This is a genomic window from Alicyclobacillus fastidiosus (genome assembly GCF_026651875.1).
In the GTDB taxonomy this organism is placed as follows: domain Bacteria; phylum Bacillota; class Bacilli; order Alicyclobacillales; family Alicyclobacillaceae; genus Alicyclobacillus; species Alicyclobacillus fastidiosus.
The window spans coordinates 5,232,338-5,252,921 of sequence record NZ_CP104067.1; the positions used below are offsets into that span (position 1 = coordinate 5,232,338).

Genomic DNA, 20,584 nt, shown 5'->3' on the forward strand with positions numbered 1-20,584 from the left:
GTGTCACTTTGCGAACGAAGTCAGTCAGATGAGGCGGCGTTTGTTCGAGCGTCGCCACCGCTCTCTTCGGACACTTGGTCGAGAAATTTGCGAATGCGACGGCGCGCAGAGAGCCGGTATACCACCTTGTCGTCGCCATACTTCAACAGACACGTGAAGATCTTCGCGCGACCGTTTCTCTTGAAGCGCCAAACGTACTTGAGAAAATCGATGTCCAGGCGCTCGGGGCAACCGGCGCCCATGTCCGGCCGGGTGCGCCCCCAGTGGCGGACGACTCGTTTGAGGCAGCGATAGAGGCAGAGGGTCCGCGGGAGGTCGAGCCAAATCACGGTGTCCGCCGCCGCCACGCGCAAGTGCAATGTACTACCGTAGTTGCCGTCGACGACCCAGGTCGGCTGCGCCAGAACGCCCTCGTGGATGGCCGCCCATTCCTCGGAACTTCGCTCCACCCACCCCGGTTTCCAGTACAGGCTGTCGAGATGGTAGAGTGGGAGTCCAAGTCGCCGCGACAACTCTCTGGAAAACGTGGACTTGCCCGCACCTGGAGAGCCAATGACAATAATGCGCTTCAAATTGTATCCCCCTCATCGCCTGCGATCCGTACGTCTGTAGGGGCGGTTCCCCCGCGTATCACGGGCGCGCTTCGCGCAAGAGCCTCGTCAGGTACGGCACGTTTGGATAATCGACCTCCCGCAGGCGCCGTATAGCCGCGTCGACATCGTAGGGCACGCGCCGAAGATTGATGTCGACCCGCGCCCGATGAAACTCGACCACGGCGTACGACGCCTGTGGAATTCCGTCAAACGGCAAGCCTACACTGCCCAAGTTCAACAGCGTCCGGTCCCCAATTTGCCTGACGTAGGGCAAATGAATGTGCCCATATAAAAACACGTTTGCGTCGTGCCCGCAAAAGACCTTTTGCTCGACCGTCTGTTCGTCCGCGAATTCCTGAAGAACGGCAAACAAATCGTGCGGTGTCGCATGAAAGGCGAACCACTCGACGCCGTTGACGCGCTCGGACAGCGTCATCGGAAGCTGCTCGAGATACTGAATATCGCCCGTCGTCAACTGGGAGACGGTGAACTGTCGTTCCGCACTCATCATCACGAACCTATCCTCTGACACTTGACCAGGCTGAATGCCCGTCACAACCCATTCGTCTGCATTTCCCTTGAGGACGTCGGCGGCAGCGGATTGCACGAGTTCCAAACACGCCTTCGGATCCGGCCCCCGGTAGCAGATGTCCCCTAACACGTACACTTTGTCGCAGCCTAGGGAACGGATATCGTCCAACACCGCTCGCAACGCCACCGCATTTCCGTGAATGTCCGATATAAATGCAACTCGCATGCGTACACCTCCTGAATGTCTATCGCCACCCTGCAGATTGAGTTGGTGGATGTGCGGTTTTGCAGTTAAATCCCTCCCCTTGAGGATACCCTACGACTGCTATATTTTGGACTCTACCGTCCGCAATCCGCTCAATTTCACAAGTGCGCGCCAACCGTCTTCGTCGTTCTACGCTGAATTCATCCGACCTTTTGCGGTTTATTCGGACGAACACCAGCCGCTCGCCTTCGTGCGACGCCCATACGTTTGTGATATATTTCATTGGTCGAAATAAATGTGGAAGGGGTGTGAACCATGAGCACTCAACAGAAAGAGCTCATCTCGAGGCGATATCCGTGGATGGTTCTGTCCGTGACAAGCCTTGGCGTTTTGTTGACCCTTCTCAATGTAGGAACGCTCAACGTGGCATTGCCTGTTGTCTCTCGCCATTTTCACGCTACCGCGATCACGGCAAACTGGATCTTGCTCTCATACATGTTGTTTAACACCGTCTTCATCCTCATCTTCGGTCGGCTCGCCGATATGTTCGGCCGCCGCAGGCTATATATCATTGGATTGTCCGCGTTTACAATCGTCAGCCTACTCATTGGCTTCGCGCCAAACATCTGGGTCCTCCTCGTCCTTCGGGTCGTCCAAGCGGCGGGCGGGGCGATTGTCGTAACCAACACGACGCCGCTGTTGACCGACGCGTTTCCGGAGAAATCACTTCCCAAGGGGCTTGGCATCAATGTGCTCGTCGCATCTGTGGCACAACTCGTGGGCCCGGTCGTCGGCGGGTTCTTCGCGTCCGTGCTCGGGTGGCAATGGGTGTTCTGGTTCAACGTGCCGTTCGGGGTCATCGGCGTGATTTGGGCGATGATCACGCTCCGGTCGATGCCATCTACAGGCACGCGCGAAGCGTTCGACCTTCCGGGGAACATCTTGATTTTCTTCGCGCTCGGCGGCGCCATTCTGGCACTGTCGGAAGGCAGTACGCTCGGGTGGGGCAACCCGATTGTCGTGGCGGGATTACTTGCGTTTGTCATCTTGACACCGATTTTTCTGCACATCGAGTGGCGCGCGAAGTCGCCGCTGATGGACTTGCGGCTGTTTGGGCAGCGGCGATATGCGATGGCCTACACGTCCGCCTTTCTCAACTCGTTCGCCAGGTCTGCAGTGGTGCTGCTGATGGCGCTCTACTACCAAACACTCGATCACGCCTCAGCCTTCACCGCCGGCCTGGCCGTGCTCCCGGTCACCGCCGGAATGCTTTTGTTGTCCCCTGTCGCTGGGTCGCTGGCCAGCCGCTATGACGCGCGCCTCCTGTCGAGTTTGGGGCTGGCGCTGTCTGGGCTGGGCGTACTCGTTCTCATCTTTGAAGTCGGGCCGGCGAGTTCGTTCGCATGGGCCGCGGTGGGGATGTTTCTCGTCGGAGCCGGGACCGCACTGTTCATGACGCCAAATACGTCCTCCATCATGACGACGATAGACCCCGCACACAGAGGGACGGCGAACGGTCTGCGGTCAATGTTGCAGAACATGGGGCAAGTCGTGAGTACCGCCTTGTCGTTGATGCTCGTCACGGCAAGTCTGCCGCCGCGCCTGCAGGCCAGTATCTATGGAGGGAATGCCGTCGCATTGCCACAACGCGACGTCCACTTGATTGTGGTCGGCTTCCGGACCGCGTTGTTTGCGATGCTCATCGCGACCCTCATCGGCGTGTTGACGTCGCTCGTCCGCGGCCAGCGCAAGCATGCGCAAGCGCATTGAGGTTCCATCCAGCTCGCCTTCGTTTCCCAACAGCGACGAAGCTGTTGTTCCCAGCATAGAAGGGGTAGCACGAATGTGGTAGTGAATGCTTTCACCTATCCGATATGACAATTGCCATGTGGGGCCGCACCCGTCACTACGGGAGCATCGCTGGTGGCCCCACCTGTTCGCCCTGAAATAGGGTCTTGAGACTCGGGATGTGTCTAAGGTCCGACAGAATGAGCAGATGGTCACCCGAGCGCAGCTTTGTCGACCCCCGCGGGACGACCACCTGGTTCCCGCGCACGATACCGTAGCACAACGTGTTTTCCGGAAACTTGATCTCCACCATGCGCTTGTCGACGAGGCGAGACGTCTGTCCGATTTCCACAGGGAGAATCACGGCGTTCTCGCGTGTGATGGAAATCAGGTCGAGGATGTTTTCGGACGGTGTGGGTTCGAGCAGATCGAGTTTTTCCGCGACCCAGTTCACGGTCAATCCCTGAACCAGCGTCGACGCGATGACGACGAAGAACACCACTTCGATCAACACGATGTACCCAGTGACCTGCGCTTCGACAGCGGAGAGAATCAGGACAATCGGGGCGGCTCCGCGCAGCCCTGCCCACGCCATGAAGGCCCGCTCCTTGGCGGTGAACCCCATCCACAACGTCGACACCCAGACCGCGGCCGGACGCGCCAAAAACAACGCGCCAACGGCGAGCAATACGCCAGGTCCAGCGAGATAAGCCAAGTCGCGCGGCACGAGGAACAGCCCTAGTACCACGAACATGAGTATGTGCATGGTCCAAGCGAGCCCTTCATGAAAGCGGAGGATGCTGTAGCGGTGCTCGAGACGCCGATTGGATAGCACGACACTCGTCACGTACACCGCCAAAAAACCACTTCCGTACAGGGACTGCGCGAGGGCGAAGGACAACAGCGCGAGACCGAGCGTAAACGCGGGGTACATGCCGCCCGTGTCGAGATCGATGCTGCGATTGATAAATGAGCCGAAGATGCCGGTGAGGAATCCGATGAAGAACCCAACGCCCATCTGCAGCAAAAATAGCACGAGGGTGTACCAGATGGCTTGAGAGATAGAGTGGCCCGTCAACTGTTGCCACTGGATGAGGATGGTCGTCAAAAAAAAGGCCATGGGGTCGTTTGTTCCGGATTCCAGTTCCATCACATCGACCAGTCGGCGCCGGAGTGCGGTGCCTCCGAGGACGCTGAACACGGAGGCCGCGTCCGTCGAACTGGCGGCGACACCAAGCAATGCAGCTGCGACGAGGGACACGTGCAGGAGTTCGTACGCCAGCGCCGTCATGATAGCTGCAGACACCACCACGCCGACGGTCGCCAGCGAGATGGACGGTGCGAAAGCATGTTTGACGCGACGAAGTGACGTGTGGAGGCCACCTTCAAAGAGAATGAAGGCGAGTGCGAGATAGCTCAGGTCCTTCGCCGTCGTGGGGGTGATGGTCTCGAAAACCGCGGGATAAATGGCCGCGTAGACGGCACCAATCCCGACGAAACTGATCAGCGCAGGGAAACCCAACTGTTTATTTACGCGGACGAGCAACACGCCGCACAAAAGAACGACGGCCACGACGAGTGTAATGGTATTCACGAAAGGTCCCCCCGGCAGAGTCAATCCTTCACCATTCTGGCCTTTTCCGGGGGATTTCAAAATGTCCTGGCGCGGCTGAACCCCCTTTTGCTACTGCCCGTCCTTCTGCTCTGCGGCGCGCTCGTCCGCGCGCTTTTTCAGGCGCTCGTTGAACCGCTCCAAGAGGTACAGGAACTGTCTCTGTTCATCCTCCGTCCAGTCGTCGAGCACTTCTGCGTACAGGTTCCGCCGCGCGTTGCGCACTTCCTGCAACTTTTCGATGCCATGCTCGGTCAGTTGCAGCACACTGCTCCTCCTATCCGCAGGCGACAAGTGGCGTTCAATTAACCCCATCTCCACAAGCGGTGGAATTTGGCGACTCACCGTCGAGATGTCGAGCGCGAATGTGGTGGCGTATTCCCTCGGTGTGCATTCTCCGTTTGTATGGAGGAACAGTAACAGTAGGTATGCAGACCGATCTAATTGTGCGGTGCCATACGTGCGCGTGCGGGCAGACTCCACCCTGCGTGCGAACACCGCTACTTCCTGCTCCAGTCGTTGTAGTATATCGTCCACAAAGGTGCACTCCTACTCTGTTATAAATTTTTTTACACAACAAACCTTTTATCAGCCGCCATATAGTTGTATAATACAACTGTTTGTTGACGACGTACAAAGTGGTGCAGACCCACCCGTCGAGCACACGGCAAACAATCATGAACAGGAGGGCACATGTATGTCAACTCACCAACAGGATGAGCTCGAACTCGAGGGTGCACAGTCGAATATCCTGCACCAACCGGCACCCGTCTTTGCCGTGGCATTTGCCTGCATTATCGCATTCATGGGACTTGGCCTGGTCGATCCCATTCTACCCGCCATTAGCTCGCAGCTCCACGCCTCTAAATCTCAAACGGAGTTATTATTCACCAGTTATAACCTTGTCACAGGGATCGCGATGTTAATCACGGGCTTCATCAGTACGCGCATTGGCCCAAAGTGGACTCTTCTCACAGGCCTATTTCTGATTGTCGGCTTCTCGTTCCTCGCTGGACATTCCAATACCATCGGTCAAATCGTCGGCTTCCGCGCTGGATGGGGATTGGGTAACGCCCTCTTCATCGCTACGGCGCTCAGCGTGATCGTCGGCGTCGCACGGGGCACCACGGCGAGTGCCATCATTCTCTACGAAGCCGCGCTGGGCCTGGGCATCTCCGTGGGGCCGTTGCTCGGTGGAACGCTGGGTGCTCACAGCTGGCGAGATCCGTTTTACGGCGTGGCGTGCTTAATGGGAATTGGCTTCATCGCCGTCCTGCTGTTCCTTCGCGGCGTCCCGAAACCGGCGCATCGGACCTCGATAAGCGCACCGTTTAAAGCGCTCAAGTACAAAGGTTTGCTCACACTCGCACTCACGGCGCTGTTCTACAACTTCGGTTTCTTTACACTCTTGGCATACACGCCGTTCCCGCTTCACATGGGCATCCATCAACTCGGATTCGTCTTTTTTGGCTGGGGCATCCTGCTCGCCATCACGTCGGTCTTCGTGGCTCCTCGGCTGGAAGCTCGGTTCGGACTCCTGCCGACGATGTACACCATCCTTACGCTTATCACCGTCACCCTGCTCGTGATGGGATTTGGCGTGCGTTCACAGGCAACTTTGGCGATTTGCGTCATCGTCGTCGGTGCGTTTCTCGGTATCAACAACACCCTGATCACCACAGCGGTCATGGAATCGGCTCCGGTCGAACGCCCGACGGCATCGGCCGCGTACAGTTTCGTCCGATTCGTAGGCGGTGGCATCGCGCCTTGGCTGGCGGGTAAACTGAGTGATACCGTAAGTGCAGCCTGCCCGTTTTACGTAGGGGCGCTCGGCGTAGTCATCGGCATCATTTGCCTGTTCATCGGGCGCAACGCGCTTTCTCACGTCGGCGGCGGAAAATCACATTGACGCACCTCACACAGGTGAAAAAGGAGCGATGGTGTGGAGCTTTATTTTCTTGGCACAGGGGCTGGCATGCCGTCGACTCGGCGAAATGTCACGTCCATCTCGTTACGGCTTAACCAGGAGCGCGGGACCTTCTGGATGATCGACTGCGGGGAGGGAACCCAGCACCAAGTGCTGTCATCCCCCCTGAAACCGAGTCAATTGGAGAAACTATTTATCACACATCTTCACGGCGATCACCTATTTGGACTTCCCGGACTCCTCGGGAGCCGTGCATTCCAGGGCGGACTGACTCCACTTGACATCTACGGGCCGAGCGGGTTGCGCGAGTTTGTCGAAACATCCCTTCGCATCAGTGAAACCCACCTGCCATACGAAGTTCAGGTTCACGAGATCGACGAGGGCCCGATATTTGAAGACCATCAATTCGTGGTCACCTGCCACCAGCTCGCACACGGCGTTCCTTCCTACGGTTACAGGATGGAAGAACGCGCCGCACCTGGTCGACTCAATCAGGCGAAGTTAGAAGACGAGGGCATTGCACCAGGTCCAATCTACGGACAACTGAAGGCCGGGATGGATGTCACCCTGCCAAACGGCAGAGTGCTCCGTGCCAAAACCTACCTGTCTTCGCCGATTCCGGGGCGGAAAGTTGTCATTTTAGGAGATACGACACCGTGTTCAGCAATCGCCACACTGGCCTCTGGCGCAGACGTCCTCGTCCACGAAGCGACGTACGCATCCGCTGACGAGGCAAAAGCGCACGCGCATCATCACTCAACATCCGTCGACGCGGCCACAGCGGCACGCGAGTCTGGGGTCAAGGCGCTCATTCTCACCCATGTGAGCGCACGTTATGACGAAGACGCGCTCTGTGCCCTGCTGCGAGAGGCCCAAGTCATTTTTCCGAATACGTTTCTCGCCTCAGATCACGCATCGATGCCCATTTTGCGGACCGGTGAGGTCAAGGTCTCTACGCCGGTTCCATCTGCTTCGCGAATCGACCCACCGGTTTCAGAACCCACTGATTCAAGGGAATTTCAATAGAACGGGGCTATCCTAAATGCAGAGAGGACAGGTCGAGAGCACCCGCTAGGACGGATGGGCGCACAAGATTCTGTCGGCTACATCATCTAAAATTGGTGTCCTGGAGGGCACAGCCCCCTTATTTTATAGAAAAGCGGCCTCGTAGAAGGCCGCTTTTCACGTATTTACGAACTGTCCCTAGGCCAAAGTGACGTTGACGCCGATCTCTTTGAGCTTATCGAAAAACATCGGGCACGTCTTGGAGACACAGCCGGGATCGTCGATGTCAATTCCCTGTACGCGCGTGCCCATGATGGCCTGGGCCATCGCCACGCGGTGGTCGTCGTACGACGACAGAAGCGTGCCGCTCGGTGTGCCCGGGTGAATCGTGACGCCGTCGCGCCGCTCTTCGACTTCAATCCCAAGGCGACTGAGCGTTTCGCAGATGGCAGCCAGCCGGTCGGACTCATGATGGCGAATATGCTCGACATCGGTGATGGCGATGGGCCCATCTGCAAACGGAGCGAGAAAGGCGAGGGTCAGGGCCTGGTCGGACATTTCCTTCATACTGATGGTCAAGCCACCGCGCAGACGGGCTGGGCCGCGAACTTCGATACCTTGCCCGCCGATGTCTACCGCACAGCCCATGTCCTTTAGGACGTCGACAAAATGAACGTCCGGCTGTCTGGTGTCATAGGAGAGATTTTTCACGCGCACGCGCCCGCCGGTGAGGGCGGCGATGGCCCAGAAATAGCAGGCCGTCGAGGCATCTGCCTCGATTTCGTAATCCCGGCCCTGATACCCTGTGGGGGAGACGGTCATCTCGCTGAGATGGGCATTCGCAACGACTTCACTTCCGAACGCCCGCATCATGTCGAGCGTGATATGTACATATGCGTGCTGCACAATCGTATCGGTAATTTCAACAGTGAGAGGAGCCTTGGCGTACGGCGCCGCAATCAGAACCCCGCTGATGAACTGGCTCGAAACGGACCCGGACATCTGGACGCGGCCCCCGCGAAGGCCGTTTGCAATCAACTGTACCGGCAACGTGTCTTGCCCTTTGGTCAGCGGCTCGATGGTCGCACCCAAATCCCGCAAGGTATTGAACAGTACGCCCATCGGCCGCTCGTTCATGCGCTTGCTGCCCTCGACGTACCACTCTCCGGTTCCTGCGGCGAGCGCGCTCGTCAAAAATCGGGCAGTCGTACCTCCCGCTCCTGTGTAGATGCGCCCATTCGCATTGGGCCAGGAACCCGCAATCCCGTGTACCGTCACCTCGTCCTCGGCGACGTCTACCTTGACCCCGAGTGACCTGAGCGCCTCGATGCACCAATACGCGTCGTCACTGCGCAGGAGGCCGGACAGACGCGACGTGCCTCGTGCGAGCGCGGCGACGATGAGCGCTCGGTTGGTAAAGCTCTTGCTGCCTGGGACGACGAGGTCTGCATCGATGGGCCTAGTCGCAGGGAACATCGACGCACGTGTGACGTCCTGCAAAGCCCACGGCGACCTCGCCTGTAAATCCGCATGGTTCGATGACATACATTCACCTCATAGATTCAAAATTGAGGGACAGATGCGGATCACCGCTGTCCACAGCGACGGCTTGGGGCCGATAGATGGCCAACAGCTCTTTCGCGCGGCCTCTGTTCCCTCCGTCTCGACTGATGTTTCGCTGCACTTCAAACTCGACGAACGACGCGCCTTGATACACTTCGCGAGTGAGTGGCGTGTCGTGATTTGAAATCAGGATGAAAACCCCGCGACTGGCCAAATCTCGCGCCACGCGGGCGAGCCGAATTTGACTCTCCGCCGAAAATCCGCCCGCTTGATAGGACGTAAAGTTCGAGGTGCGACTGAGGGGAATATAGGGCGGATCGCAATAGATCACGTCCCCTGGCTCCGCCTCGCGCATCATCGTTTCGAAGTCGACGTTGTAAAAAGGGACGGCGCGAAATCGCGCATGGAATTCCAACATCTCACGTTCTGGGAAGTAAGGCTTGCGATAACGGCCAAAGGGAACGTTGAACTCGCCGCGCCCGTTCGTCCGATACAGCCCATTGTAGCCGTGGCGATTGAGATACAAAAACAAGGCCGACTTATGCGCGACGTCCGTCGACGCGTTGTACTCGTCGCGCAACTGATAGTACACGTCCGCCGCATTCGTCTCCGGTGTGAACAGTTGACGGCAATAGGAGATAAATTCTACCCCATGTGCCCGAAGCATGTCATACAGGCGAATCAAATCCGCGTTGGAGTCGTTCAGGACATAGTCAGACCTGTCGATGTTTAGCGACACCGCGCAGGACCCGCAAAACGGCTCAATTAAACGGCCGCCATCCGGCAGTGCGCGCCGAATGTGTGAAAGGACCCGGTATTTGCTTCCTGCCCATTTCAAGAATGGTTTCATACTCGACTCCCATCCGCCGCAAATTGCACTCGTCCCCTATTATACAAGAGAACGCGCCGGAATTTATCAATTCTCGCGAGGACTGTCCTCGACGGTCAAGGTGGAAGGCCTCGTATCCAGCCAGCACAAAAGATTGCACACTGGCCCACAGAGTGAAAAAGACCCTTGCACCAGCAATTCATCTGGCCAAGGGTCGCTTCGACGAGTCGAGGAGAGTACTGTACGCGATTACGAAAGCTGCCTCGTTTTCGTTTCAATAGGCGCACGTTCCTTCACTTCCGGAACCTCGAGTGGGTAACCGACGCCAAGTACCCAAATGGTGGCGGTCTCGTCGCTCACGCCTAGAATTTCACGGGCGTTTGGCGTGTTTCCAATGGACGTCCAGCGCGTCCCAGCCCCTTCTGCGTGCGCTGCCAAGCAGAAGTTCTGGATGAAAGCGGAGGTGGCAACGAGGTTCTCGTCGCGTTCTACCGGCTTTTCCGATCCCTGCGACACAATGGCCAACACGAGCGGTGCATCGCCAAAGTTTGGCCTGTGATTCAGTTTTGCGCGCGTCTCTTCCCCAATGACGAGAATCTCCCAGGGTTGGTTCATGCGGTGATTCGGAGCGTAGCTCGCTGCCTCAAGCCACTTTTTCCAGGTGGCTTCGGCGATTGGCTCGGACTTGAACTGCTTAATGTTTCGGCGTCCCACAATAGCTTCTATTGTATCCATGAGAAACTCCCTTCCGTAATCAGCTGACGCACAAATCATACACCAAGTACAGACAATGTCGATGACTATGTGCGAGCGGAAATACGCAAGGTATAGGAAGAGGTGAAGTGGATGGCAAGAGTGAGTGAAAAGGCTTGGGTCTGGTGCCTGATCCCAGCTGGTGTAACGGCGTCCTTGGCCGGCGTGATCGTTGGCTCGCGCATCGCCGCGAACCGAGCTCAGGCGCAAAGAAACCCCGCTGGCCAGAACGGCTCTTGGGGAAACAACCGCGGCCAGCGAAAAGACGCTATGTGTCCAGAGTAAAATCGAGTTTTGCGCGACAGCGCATCAAGGGGTCGCAAGCCAAGGGCTCATACTGAGCCACTTGGGTAACCAGGCGTTTGCGGTGGCGGTGGCGTATCATATCGGCCGTCAATCACCTGGTTACCCTATGTGCAACCCCACCGCACCCGAAGGTTCCATCAATCTGGCCGCATGTGGCAGCGCTTCCTCGACTGTTTCTGCACTTGTCGGCGGCGACCAAATAGAGCATGCTTAAGATCTGTGAACCACTGAACGAAAAAACGGGTGATGATATGAACGAAATGACGAACCGTCAGGAGGACCTGTTGGCAGCCCTCGGCCAGAGCATCCATCCTGTGTCCGGGCAAGCCTTGGCCAAACAGTTAGGGGTGACGCGCCAAGTGGTGGTACACGATATCGCACTGCTGCGCGCGATGGGCCACCGCATCCTCGCGACGCCAAAAGGGTATCTGATTCAGTCGACACAGTCGGTACAGACGGCACTGGTAGCCGTATCTCACAAGCCAGAACAAACCCCGACTGAGCTCAACATCTTTGTCGACTGTGGATTGCGCGTCATCGACGTGCGAGTGGAGCACCGCGTGTACGGCGAAATCGTCGCCAATTTATACCTGTCGTCCCGGCGCGACGTCGAGCACTTTCTCGCGAAAATTCAATCGGAGCGCGCGCCGTTTCTCTCATCGCTCACAGGTGGTATCCACTATCATCTCGTCGAGTTCGATCACGCCGACCAACTCACGGACGCCATCGCACAACTTCGGTCTGCTGGAATTGTGGTGATCGACTGACGAGATCGCTTCTCCGGCCAGCCGCCCCACCAGCCCTATGCGTCGCTGGCCCGCCATCGACCTACCAAATAAAAATCCTTTACAACCGTGTCCAAACAGGTGTATATACAGCGGTGTACTCTTAATCTGGGAGGTGTTTTGGTTGGCTCATCAGAGACAGGCTGTATATGGCGACAAAGTGATGAAAGTCGAGCCGTTTAGCGTTGAAAAAGTGCCGCGACAAGAGCGACACGGGAACGCTTTCGGACAATTTACGCTGTGGCTGGGCAGCAATCTGACCATTGCCGACTACGCACTGGGCTTTATTCCGGTATCGCTCGGAATGTCTTGGATTTGGGCAATCATCGCGATTCTCATCGGCAATATCGTCGGCGCCGTCGTACTCGGGCTCTGTTCCGCGATGGGACCGACCTACGGACTGCCGCAACTGATCATTACGCGGGCGACCTTCGGCCGCGTCGGGGGTTATGTCCCAGGCCTCTTGAACTTCGTGAGCACGATTGGCTGGTTCACAGTCAACAACATTTTGGGTTCCTTTGGACTTCATGCCTTGTTCCCTGGCCTCTCCTTCGCGGCTGCGTCCGTCATTTTGGTGGTCGTGCAGGGCATAGTGGCCATGCTGGGACACAATTTTATCCATGCATACGAGCGGGTCATGTCTGTAGTACTCGGCATTGTGTTCGCAATTGTCACCATCATCAGCCTGACACACTGGACGAAGCTTAGCGCCTATCACGCGGTCAATCACAATCTGGCGCTTGGAATCATGGTCGTCGTTGGTGCGACATTCTCCTACCTCGGAAGCTGGGGACCTTACGCGTCGGATTACAGCAGATACCTGAGTCCAGAGGCGAGCAAAGTGCGCGTCGGGTTCGCGGCAGCGATCGGATCTTTTATTGCCTCCGCTTGGCTCGAGATAGTCGGCATGTTCGTCGCTGTCTTAGCGGCAGGTCACAGTGCGAATCCGATTGATGCGTTGCACAGGACGATGGGGGGATTTGGCGCCATCGCCACCGTCGCCATCATCCTCGGCGGCACGGCGGCAGATGCCATCAACCTGTACTCCAATTCCCTGTCGGTCCGGGCACTCGATATCAAAATCCCGAGATGGCTGCTCGTCGTGCTGGCAAGTATTATTGGCCTGCTCCTGAGCTTGCTCGGACGCGGTCAGTTTGAAAGCAACTTCGAGAATTTCCTCCTGCTCATTGGGTATTGGATCACGCCGTGGATGGGCGTCCTCCTCGCCGACTTCTACGTGCGCAACAGGCAGGCGGGTGACATCGAGTCCCGCTCGTTCCAGTGGGCCGGATTCGTCAGTTTCCTGGCTGGCATCGTCGTCTCCATCCCATTCATGGACAACGCGCTGTACCAGGGACCAATCTCAGCCGCATGGCACGGGTTAGACCTGGCGCTCTACGTCGGATTCCTCGTCTCGTTTGTGCTCTACCTCGTGCTCAAACGGTCCACTGGCCGGGAATATGGAGCATCTTCGACCTTCTAAAGGCGTTTTCAGGCGAACAATCGAAAAGACGCGGCCGCCCTCGGGGACTCCGAGCGGCGGCGGCCGCGTCTTTTTTTGCAGTCGTGATGGAGTTCATTCTTTGACAAAACGGCGCTGTGTCTTCTTTCCGTCGTATGAAAAAATAGCTTCTCTGCCTTCGACGACCGTCTGCAGGTGACAATTGCGACCCCAAACCCGATGGAGATACGGCATCGTCTTCTCGAGATGCTTTAAATCCAGCTCGACTCCCTCGTACTCATGCTTGATATACAGCTCGCCATTCCGGTTGTAATCCCCGTCCTCGACGTACAGGACAGGAATGCCGCCGTTGACGCGAGATGCGACAATCGTATCGCGAACCTTTTCCCAGTCCGTGTCCACGATCCGCCAATCGTTGCCCACCTTTTGATACAGGTACAAGTCGAGATCTTCAACCAACTGTTTCGTGAGGTAATTTCTCAGGAAGGAGACGTCGTTCTCCATATCCCGCACCTCAAACATTTTCGCGCGACCCTGCCCCGGTTCGCGATGGTCCCGTTCGCGCTCTTCTGACGTCGGATCATTCCACCGCTTCTCGATGTCCTCCCAAATCGCCAACCCGATGTGGTAGGGGTTGATGGACGTCCGCGAAGGCAAGACGACCCCGGAGTGCATCTTCGCGAATTCCACAGCCTCCTCATCAGTGAGGTTCATATCCCGCATAATGCGCAGATGCCAGTATGTCGCCCAGCCCTCGTTCATGATTTTCGTCTCCATCTGCGGCCAGAAATACAACATCTCCTCGCGCAGGATGGAGAGAATGTCCCGCTCCCACTCCTCGAGCACCGGACTGTTCTCGATGATAAACAACATGACGTCCTTTTGTGCGGCGCGCGGCTTCACCATCGGCTTTTTCTGGCGCCGTTCCTCTGCGGCTTCACCAATCGCCCAGAGGTCGTCGTAGGGAGACGAGGTGTGGTCCGCGGACTGGAATACCGGATCGTATTCCCCTCGGCGATTCCGGTATTGTTGCTGCTTCACCTTCGCCCGTGCATTCCGCCCATCAGTCGATGCGTCCACGTGCTCCGACAGCGCCAGCCCCGCGTCAAGCAGGCCCTCCACGGCCTCCCTGCCGTGTTTCAGCTCATATTGGCGAATGCGTTCTGCACTCGATGCCATCCGCTCGACCATGTCTCGAGACGTATACCGAAACGTCGCATTATTCTTAAAGAAGTCACAGTGCGCCAGGACGTGCGCGCAAACGGTCTTATTTTGAAGCAGCGTGTTCCCGTCAAGCAAAAACGCATAACACGGGTCAGAGTTGATGACGAGTTCGTAGATGCGACTCATGCCTAGGTCGTATTCGAGTTTCATCCGATGGAACGTCTTTCCAAAACTCCAATGGTGGAACCTCGTCGGCATCCCATAGGCACCAAACGTATAGATCACGTCGGAAGGACATACTTCGTAGCGCATGGGATAAAAGTCGAGCCCGAAGTCCCTCGCGAGTTTGGTCATCTCGTCAATACTCGCTTCAAGCGCGGCCATTTCCTCGTGGTTCATGCGCTTTTCACCCCATCGCGCCGCGAAAAGAAATGCTTTAGAGCGGCGTACACTTCCGTTTTGTCCCGGATGATAAACTTTCGAAACTCCGGCATGTCAAGTTTGGCAAAGGCGTTCATCATCGTCGAGTTACGCGAGTATTGATTCACTTCGGCGTACCCCAACATTTGCGATTTGGTGCTGAGCTCCTTCACCAGTCTCACGCACTTCTCGTTGTCAGACGTTAGATTGTCGCCGTCCGAGAAGTGGATCGGATAAATATTGTACCTATCAGGTGGATACTCTTGCTCGATCATCCGAAGTGCAAAATCGTACACCGAGGAGCAAATCGTTCCACCGCTCTCGCCTTTCGTAAAGAAATGTTCCTCGGTGACCTCATGCGCTTCTGTGTGATGCGCGATATAGCGAATGTGCACGTTGTCGTACTTCGTCCGCAAGAAGCGAGTCATCCAGAAGAAAAACGTTCGAGCACAATATTTCTCAAACAGCCCCATTGAGCCGGATAAGTCCATCATCGCGAGAATCACAGCATTTGAGTCTGGTTGTTCAATTTCCTCCCAGGTTTTATACCGCAAATCATCCGGAAGAATCTGCGTCTTATCTGAACCGGCTCGAGCGTTGCGCCGAATCGACTCCAAGAGTGTCCGCTTTTTGTCGATGTTGCCGGATAACCCCTTCTTGCGCACGTCCCGAAACTCGATACTCTCCGTAATCATCCTGTCGGGCGTCTTATCTACCAGATCAGGTAGTTCAAGCTCGCTGAAGAGGAGCGCCTGAATATCCTCCAAGCTCACATCTGCCTCAGTGTAATCCACACCCGGCTGTTCACCGGCTCCCTCGCCCTTACCCGGCTGTTGTTTGTCCGGTTTTCCCTGCGCGATAACGTCCCCGACTTGCGAATCCCCTTGCCCCGTACCTGCATGGCGACCCTTCTGGAAGTTGTAACGAATCCGATACTCCTCAAGCGAGCGAATTGGCACTTTAACAATTTGACGTCCGTTGCTCATGATGAGGCTTTCGTCACTGACGATATCGGCGAGATTGTCCTTGATGGCCTGCTTTACTTTGTGGCGATGTCGGTCCTGATCCTGCTGTCCTTTGCGATGGAGCGACCAGTCTTCCCTTTGCAGTGAGAAATAGGTATTCGACACGTTTCATCTCCCCTTTCGGGTCGGCAACACACTTTAGCGGTTTAAGAGACTTCCCGTGTATCGCAACAGTTCGTTGGCGCACGACGGGCAGTATCCATGTTCGTCAATCAGTCGTGCTGTCACCTCGTTGATTTTCTTCAGATGTGTCTCGTCCGGCGTCTTCGAGGAGGTCGTAATCTTGACGACATCCTTCAAATCGGCGAACAACTTCCTCTCAATGGCCTCCCGCAGCCGCTCATGCGAGTGATAATTGAACTTTTTGCCACGGCGGGCGTACGTGGAGATGCGAATGAGGATCTCCTCGCGGAAAGTGCGTTTGGCGTTCTCCGAAATGCCAATTTGTTCTTCGATGGAGCGCATGAGGCGTTCGTCGGGATCGAGCTCTTCCCCCGTCAGCGGGTCTTTCAATTTCTGCCAGTTACAGTACGCCTCCACGTTGTCGAGGTAGTTGTCGAGCAACGTCTTGGCGGATTCCTCAAAGGAATAGACAAACGCCTTCTGAACTTCGGTCTTCGCCATCTCGTCAAACTCTTTCCGAGCGAGCGCTACAAAGTTCAGCAGCCGTTCCCGATCCTCCGCGCCGATGGACGCGTGTTGGTCGAGTCCGTCCTTAATCGCCCGTAGGACATCTAATGCATTGATGCACTGCGTGTCACGGCGAATGAGTGCGGTCGATATGCGGTTGATGATATAACGGGGATCTAGCCCAGACATCCCCTCATCGGAATATTCCGTTCGCAGTTCTTTCAAGTCCGCGTCCTTCATCCCTTCCACTGTCTGACCGTTGTACAAATACAGCTTTTTCAGCAAGTCGACGCCCTGCTTCTTCGATTCCTTGAGGCGCGTCAGGATGGAGAAAATGGCCGCCGTGCGCAGTGCGTGCGGCGCAATATGCACGTCTTTCAGGTCGCTTTGGTGCACGAGCTTGTCGTAGATTTTCACCTCGTCGTCGACGCGCAGGTTGTACGGTATCGGCATCACAATCATGCGCGACTGCAGTGCCTCATTCTTCTTGTTCGCTACAAAGCTGCGATACTCAGCCTCGTTCGTATGTGCCACAACCAATTCATCTGCAGAGATGAGTGCAAAGCGCCCGGCCTTGAAATTTCCTTCTTGCGTCAGGCTCAGCAAGTGCCACAAAAACTTCTCGTCGCACTTGAGCATCTCCTGAAACTCCATGATGCCGCGATTCGCTTTATTGAGTTCGCCGTCGAAGCGGTACGCCCGAGGGTCGGATTCGGAGCCGAATTCGGTGATCGTAGAAAAGTCGATACTGCCGGTTAAATCGGCGATATCCTGCGACTTGGGGTCAGACGGACTAAACGTTCCGATGCCAATTCGGCGGTCTTCTGACATCACCACGCGCTCGACGGGTACTTGCTCGATATGGCCGCCGTAGCTCTCGTCAAGACGCATGCGGCAACTCGGGCACAAGTTCCCTTCGATGCGGATGCCGAACTCGCGTTCAAACTCATTGCGCAACTCCAGCGGAATGAGATGAAGTGGCTCCTCGTGCATCGGACATCCCTTAATCGCGTAGAGGGCTCCGTCCGGCGTTTTCGAGTACTGCTCCATCCCACGTTTGAGCATCGTGACGATGGTCGATTTGCCGCCGCTGACCGGGCCCATCAGCAACAGAATGCGCTTGCGCACGTCTAGGCGCCGCGCCGCTGCATGGAAATACTCTTCCACCAGCCGTTCGAGTGTACTGGACAAGCCGTACATCTCAGTCTCAAAAAACGAATAGTGGTGATGTCCATCCGCGTCGGTGTCGATTCCCGCGCTGGAAATCATGTCGTATATACGAGCGTGTGCTGTCTTGGCCACGCTGGGATGCTCCCTGACGATCTCGATATATTCATGGAACGTCCCCTCCCAACGAAGTCCCTCTTCCTCCGCGCGGTAGGTGTTGAGTCGGTCAAGAAAACTCATGGTCCCATCCTCCTCCAGGTGCAAGTCTTACAAGCGACCGTTACAACCGACTTACAACGGACTCTCCGTGCGACAAGACAAATCCGTCCGCGTTTCTTCATCCTATTCGGACCTGGCTTGACTACATGCCCATGCTTTGCTTGGCAACCGCTGTACTACGTGCTCACAAAAGCCGTCTCTTCTCGCTCGCGAAACGGGAATTCGGCGGCATTCTGTGTGATCATATTTATACGTGTTTGACCTTCAAAGTGGGATAAATATGCGGAGTGTTTTTGAGGTAAAGAAAGAGGATGTGAAGGAGTGAGCGGGATATACCCGCTCGCTTTGCGGCAAACGTCAATCCGGTTGCCTGCGCCCCCGTCCCGCGAGCAGGGTGTAGACCACTACCGCACCGACGTCACAAACGGCGATGACTACGCCCATCGGCACGTCTGTGTGGCTTCCGCCAAGTCCGACGAGCGGCGATGCCACAGCGCCGAGAAGCAACTGTGCCACACCGATGAGCGCGGCGGCGCTGCCGGCGGACCGGGCTTGGTTTTGCATGGCCAAGGCGGATCCGATAGTCCCCACCACCCCGACGCTCGAAACGAGCAGGAACAAAGTGGGAAGCACGCCCGCCAATCCGAAGTGAAAGAGTACGGAGGCGAGCAGCGCTAGTCCTCCACATGCCGCGATGCCAATGCCACTTCGAAACAGCAGCACATCCGCTACCCGACCCGCGAGCACGCCAGACGTTCGCGAAAACAAAATGATACCGAGGCCATTGATGGCGAAACACACGCTGAACATCTGCGGAGATAATCCGTAAATGTTTTGGAGGACAAATGGAGATCCGGAGATGTACCCGAACATCGCTGCATTGACGAGGCCCTGCGACAGCGCATATCCGATAAATGTGCGCTCGCGCAAGAGCACCGAAAACGTCGAAACAGTCTCGGCGACGCCGCCTGACCGCCTGTGTTCAGGATGCAGCGTCTCGCGAAGCGCCAAGCTCGCCGTGACGAACATGCCAATGCCGAGGCCCCCGAGCACGACAAATACGCCACGCCAGGACATCACGCGCAGCAACTGACCGCCGAGCACGGGCGCGAGAATGGGGGCCACACCGTTGACGAGCATCAGGAGCGAGAAAAAGCGCGTGAGTTCTGGCCCCGAGTACAAATCGCGGGCGATGGCTCGCGCGATGACAATCCCGGCCGCACCCGCGAAACCCTGAACGAAGCGCAGCGCGACAAGCAACCAGATGTTCGGCGTCACGGCGCAGACGAACGACGCCAGGACATAGACCGCCAGCCCAGTCAGCAGCGGACCGCGGCGCCCGCGCGCATCGCTGAGTGGGCCAGCCACTAATTGTCCCAGTGCCAATCCGATGAGACACAAAGTGATACTGAGCTGGACGACCGACGTCGATGCGTGTAAATCCTTCGCGATGACGGGCAATGACGGCAAGTACATGTCGATGGACAGCGGGGCCAACGCAGTCAGCGAGCCGAGAATCGCCGCCGTCCGAAACCGCCGCGAGGTCGCCCACTGATGATCCACTGCGGTATGTACGGTGTTCATGAAATGTCCTCCTCCCTCTCCAGTTCTGTATCTTCGTCGCACCCTCGCAGGGTCGGGTGCGTGCGGCAACCCCACCTTCCACAGTTTATGGGTCACACACCATATCTAGGAGCGGATGTGTCGACCGAGCCACCGCAAAGCGTCCGGTATCTGCTTCTGCCAGACGCCCCAGATATGATTTCCTGGCCCTACGTGATAGTCGACTTCTGCACCGCGATCGATTAAAATGTCGCGCATTGCCTCGTTGTACTCGTAAAAATTGTAGATGCCAGAGGGCGTCTTCGCCTCTCGCTCCTCGTCCCCGATAAACATATAGGCGGCCAACCTGCTCAAGTCGGGCTCCTCATCAATGCGCCGCTGAACAGGCGGAAAGTATGCGCCAGAAAACAAGATCAGGGTATGAAAGTACTGTGGATACGCCAGCATAAAACTGAGTGACGCCACGGCTCCGAGCGAGATACCGGCCATCATCCGGGCGTTCGGGTCGACTGCGTACAAGTCGTCCAACATGGGCATGCATTCGTCGACCACAAAGTGCTGATAGGCTTCGTGACGGGCACCATCCATCGCGTAGTCGTTTCGGCGCTCGTCCAAATTGACGGCGATCCCGGCGATGAGAAATGGTGGAATCTCACCACTTGTCATCAACTCATTGGCGATGGTCGCCACGCGCCCATGCGTAAAAAACTCTAAGCCGTCGTGACAGTACACGATGGGCAACGGCGAGTCGGATTTGTAGGAATGTGGGACAAACACCTTGATCGTCCGTTCTTCGTTTAAGTTCTGGCTATAGAGGGTGTGGGATTCGATCTTTCTTTGCTGAGTACTCACAGAAACCATCTCCTTCTCGTCTTCTTCGCGTGTACAAATACAAGCCTCACCTGTGCGCGGATTGGATGCAGCGAACTTCGTAGACGCTTTTCGACAGGGCGCGTTCCTTCTTTAGTAAAAGAAAGCGCTGTACTAAACTGTTATAGTCTCATTGCACTATTATTCTATAACAGTAAATTGTGCGT

At 56.5% G+C, this 20,584-nt stretch carries 18 protein-coding genes; 6 read left to right on the forward strand and 12 right to left on the reverse strand.

What is annotated here, in order from left to right; translation table 11 throughout:
• Positions 1–20 precede the first annotated feature (20 nt).
• Both NZD89_RS25440 and NZD89_RS25445 read right to left on the reverse strand, forming a co-directional pair.
• On the reverse strand, positions 21–572 hold the full coding sequence (locus NZD89_RS25440; RefSeq protein WP_268005452.1) for a DNA topology modulation protein: 552 nt from the start codon (positions 570–572) through the stop codon (positions 21–23).
• A gap of 58 nt (positions 573–630) precedes the next feature.
• On the reverse strand, positions 631–1,350 hold the full coding sequence (locus NZD89_RS25445; protein ID WP_268005453.1) for a metallophosphoesterase family protein: 720 nt from the start codon (positions 1,348–1,350) through the stop codon (positions 631–633).
• Between the two features lie 294 nt (positions 1,351–1,644).
• On the opposite strand from NZD89_RS25445, the gene NZD89_RS25450 reads away from it, so the two are divergent.
• Complete coding sequence (locus tag NZD89_RS25450) at positions 1,645–3,099, forward strand: MFS transporter (protein ID WP_268005454.1); 1,455 nt, start codon at positions 1,645–1,647, stop codon at positions 3,097–3,099.
• Positions 3,100–3,235: 136 nt separating this feature from the next.
• On the opposite strand, the gene NZD89_RS25455 is transcribed toward NZD89_RS25450, so the two are convergent.
• Together NZD89_RS25455 and NZD89_RS25460 are read right to left on the reverse strand one after the other, a co-directional pair.
• Positions 3,236–4,711 (reverse strand): potassium/proton antiporter, encoded by a 1,476-nt coding sequence (locus NZD89_RS25455; RefSeq protein ID WP_268005455.1) that lies wholly within the window; start codon positions 4,709–4,711, stop codon positions 3,236–3,238.
• Between the two features lie 90 nt (positions 4,712–4,801).
• On the reverse strand, positions 4,802–5,266 hold the full coding sequence (locus tag NZD89_RS25460) for a MarR family winged helix-turn-helix transcriptional regulator (protein WP_268005456.1): 465 nt from the start codon (positions 5,264–5,266) through the stop codon (positions 4,802–4,804).
• 160 nt (positions 5,267–5,426) lie between these two features.
• Between NZD89_RS25460 and NZD89_RS25465 the strand changes: the two genes are divergently transcribed.
• Both NZD89_RS25465 and rnz read left to right on the forward strand, forming a co-directional pair.
• Positions 5,427–6,638, forward strand: coding sequence for an MFS transporter (locus NZD89_RS25465; RefSeq protein ID WP_268005457.1), 1,212 nt, complete (start codon positions 5,427–5,429; stop codon positions 6,636–6,638).
• Between the two features lie 33 nt (positions 6,639–6,671).
• Positions 6,672–7,682, forward strand: coding sequence for a ribonuclease Z (gene rnz / locus NZD89_RS25470; RefSeq protein WP_268005458.1), 1,011 nt, complete (start codon positions 6,672–6,674; stop codon positions 7,680–7,682).
• A gap of 177 nt (positions 7,683–7,859) precedes the next feature.
• On the opposite strand, the gene aroA is transcribed toward rnz, so the two are convergent.
• From aroA to NZD89_RS25485, 3 genes are all read right to left on the reverse strand, one after another.
• Entirely contained in the window at positions 7,860–9,206 is a 1,347-nt protein-coding gene (aroA, locus tag NZD89_RS25475; protein WP_268005459.1) for a 3-phosphoshikimate 1-carboxyvinyltransferase, read from the reverse strand.
• Positions 9,207–9,210: 4 nt separating this feature from the next.
• Positions 9,211–10,074, reverse strand: a complete 864-nt coding sequence (locus NZD89_RS25480) for a Dam family site-specific DNA-(adenine-N6)-methyltransferase (protein ID WP_268005460.1) — start codon at positions 10,072–10,074, stop codon at positions 9,211–9,213.
• A gap of 228 nt (positions 10,075–10,302) precedes the next feature.
• Positions 10,303–10,788, reverse strand: coding sequence for a nitroreductase family protein (locus tag NZD89_RS25485; protein ID WP_268005461.1), 486 nt, complete (start codon positions 10,786–10,788; stop codon positions 10,303–10,305).
• 111 nt (positions 10,789–10,899) lie between these two features.
• Between NZD89_RS25485 and NZD89_RS25490 the strand changes: the two genes are divergently transcribed.
• From NZD89_RS25490 to NZD89_RS25500, 3 genes are all read left to right on the forward strand, one after another.
• Positions 10,900–11,091 carry a hypothetical protein gene (locus NZD89_RS25490; RefSeq protein WP_268005462.1) on the forward strand — a complete coding sequence of 64 codons (192 nt, stop codon included), beginning with the start codon at positions 10,900–10,902 and terminating at the stop codon, positions 11,089–11,091.
• Between the two features lie 272 nt (positions 11,092–11,363).
• Entirely contained in the window at positions 11,364–11,879 is a 516-nt protein-coding gene (locus NZD89_RS25495) for a transcription repressor NadR (RefSeq protein ID WP_268005463.1), read from the forward strand.
• A gap of 142 nt (positions 11,880–12,021) precedes the next feature.
• Positions 12,022–13,380 (forward strand): purine-cytosine permease family protein, encoded by a 1,359-nt coding sequence (locus tag NZD89_RS25500; protein ID WP_268005464.1) that lies wholly within the window; start codon positions 12,022–12,024, stop codon positions 13,378–13,380.
• Between the two features lie 93 nt (positions 13,381–13,473).
• On the opposite strand, the gene NZD89_RS25505 is transcribed toward NZD89_RS25500, so the two are convergent.
• From NZD89_RS25505 to NZD89_RS25525, 5 genes are all read right to left on the reverse strand, one after another.
• Positions 13,474–14,922, reverse strand: coding sequence for a SpoVR family protein (locus tag NZD89_RS25505; RefSeq protein WP_268005465.1), 1,449 nt, complete (start codon positions 14,920–14,922; stop codon positions 13,474–13,476).
• Complete coding sequence (gene yhbH / locus NZD89_RS25510) at positions 14,919–16,073, reverse strand: sporulation protein YhbH (protein WP_268005466.1); 1,155 nt, start codon at positions 16,071–16,073, stop codon at positions 14,919–14,921. The genes NZD89_RS25505 and yhbH overlap by 4 nt, the downstream gene beginning before the upstream one ends.
• Before the next feature lie 33 nt (positions 16,074–16,106).
• Positions 16,107–18,005, reverse strand: a complete 1,899-nt coding sequence (locus NZD89_RS25515; RefSeq protein WP_268005467.1) for a PrkA family serine protein kinase — start codon at positions 18,003–18,005, stop codon at positions 16,107–16,109.
• A 336-nt stretch (positions 18,006–18,341) separates the two neighbouring features.
• Positions 18,342–19,568, reverse strand: coding sequence for a multidrug effflux MFS transporter (locus NZD89_RS25520; RefSeq protein ID WP_268005468.1), 1,227 nt, complete (start codon positions 19,566–19,568; stop codon positions 18,342–18,344).
• Positions 19,569–19,673: 105 nt separating this feature from the next.
• On the reverse strand, positions 19,674–20,399 hold the full coding sequence (locus NZD89_RS25525) for an alpha/beta hydrolase (RefSeq protein WP_268005469.1): 726 nt from the start codon (positions 20,397–20,399) through the stop codon (positions 19,674–19,676).
• Positions 20,400–20,584 lie beyond the last annotated feature (185 nt).

Excerpts from the sequence above, each read along its gene's own strand:
- NZD89_RS25485 (WP_268005461.1), bottom strand. The coding sequence starts at position 10,788 with ATGGATACAATAGAAGCTATTGTGGGACGCCGAAACATTAAGCAGTTC.
- NZD89_RS25465 (WP_268005457.1), top strand. The coding sequence starts at position 5,427 with ATGTCAACTCACCAACAGGATGAGCTCGAACTCGAGGGTGCACAGTCG.
- NZD89_RS25450 (WP_268005454.1), top strand. The coding sequence starts at position 1,645 with ATGAGCACTCAACAGAAAGAGCTCATCTCGAGGCGATATCCGTGGATG.
- NZD89_RS25495 (WP_268005463.1), top strand. The coding sequence starts at position 11,364 with ATGAACGAAATGACGAACCGTCAGGAGGACCTGTTGGCAGCCCTCGGC.
- aroA (WP_268005459.1), bottom strand. The coding sequence starts at position 9,206 with ATGTCATCGAACCATGCGGATTTACAGGCGAGGTCGCCGTGGGCTTTG.
- NZD89_RS25520 (WP_268005468.1), bottom strand. The coding sequence starts at position 19,568 with ATGAACACCGTACATACCGCAGTGGATCATCAGTGGGCGACCTCGCGG.
- NZD89_RS25490 (WP_268005462.1), top strand. The coding sequence starts at position 10,900 with ATGGCAAGAGTGAGTGAAAAGGCTTGGGTCTGGTGCCTGATCCCAGCT.
- NZD89_RS25505 (WP_268005465.1), bottom strand. The coding sequence starts at position 14,922 with ATGAACCACGAGGAAATGGCCGCGCTTGAAGCGAGTATTGACGAGATG.
- NZD89_RS25480 (WP_268005460.1), bottom strand. The coding sequence starts at position 10,074 with ATGAAACCATTCTTGAAATGGGCAGGAAGCAAATACCGGGTCCTTTCA.
- NZD89_RS25445 (WP_268005453.1), bottom strand. The coding sequence starts at position 1,350 with ATGCGAGTTGCATTTATATCGGACATTCACGGAAATGCGGTGGCGTTG.
- NZD89_RS25515 (WP_268005467.1), bottom strand. The coding sequence starts at position 18,005 with ATGAGTTTTCTTGACCGACTCAACACCTACCGCGCGGAGGAAGAGGGA.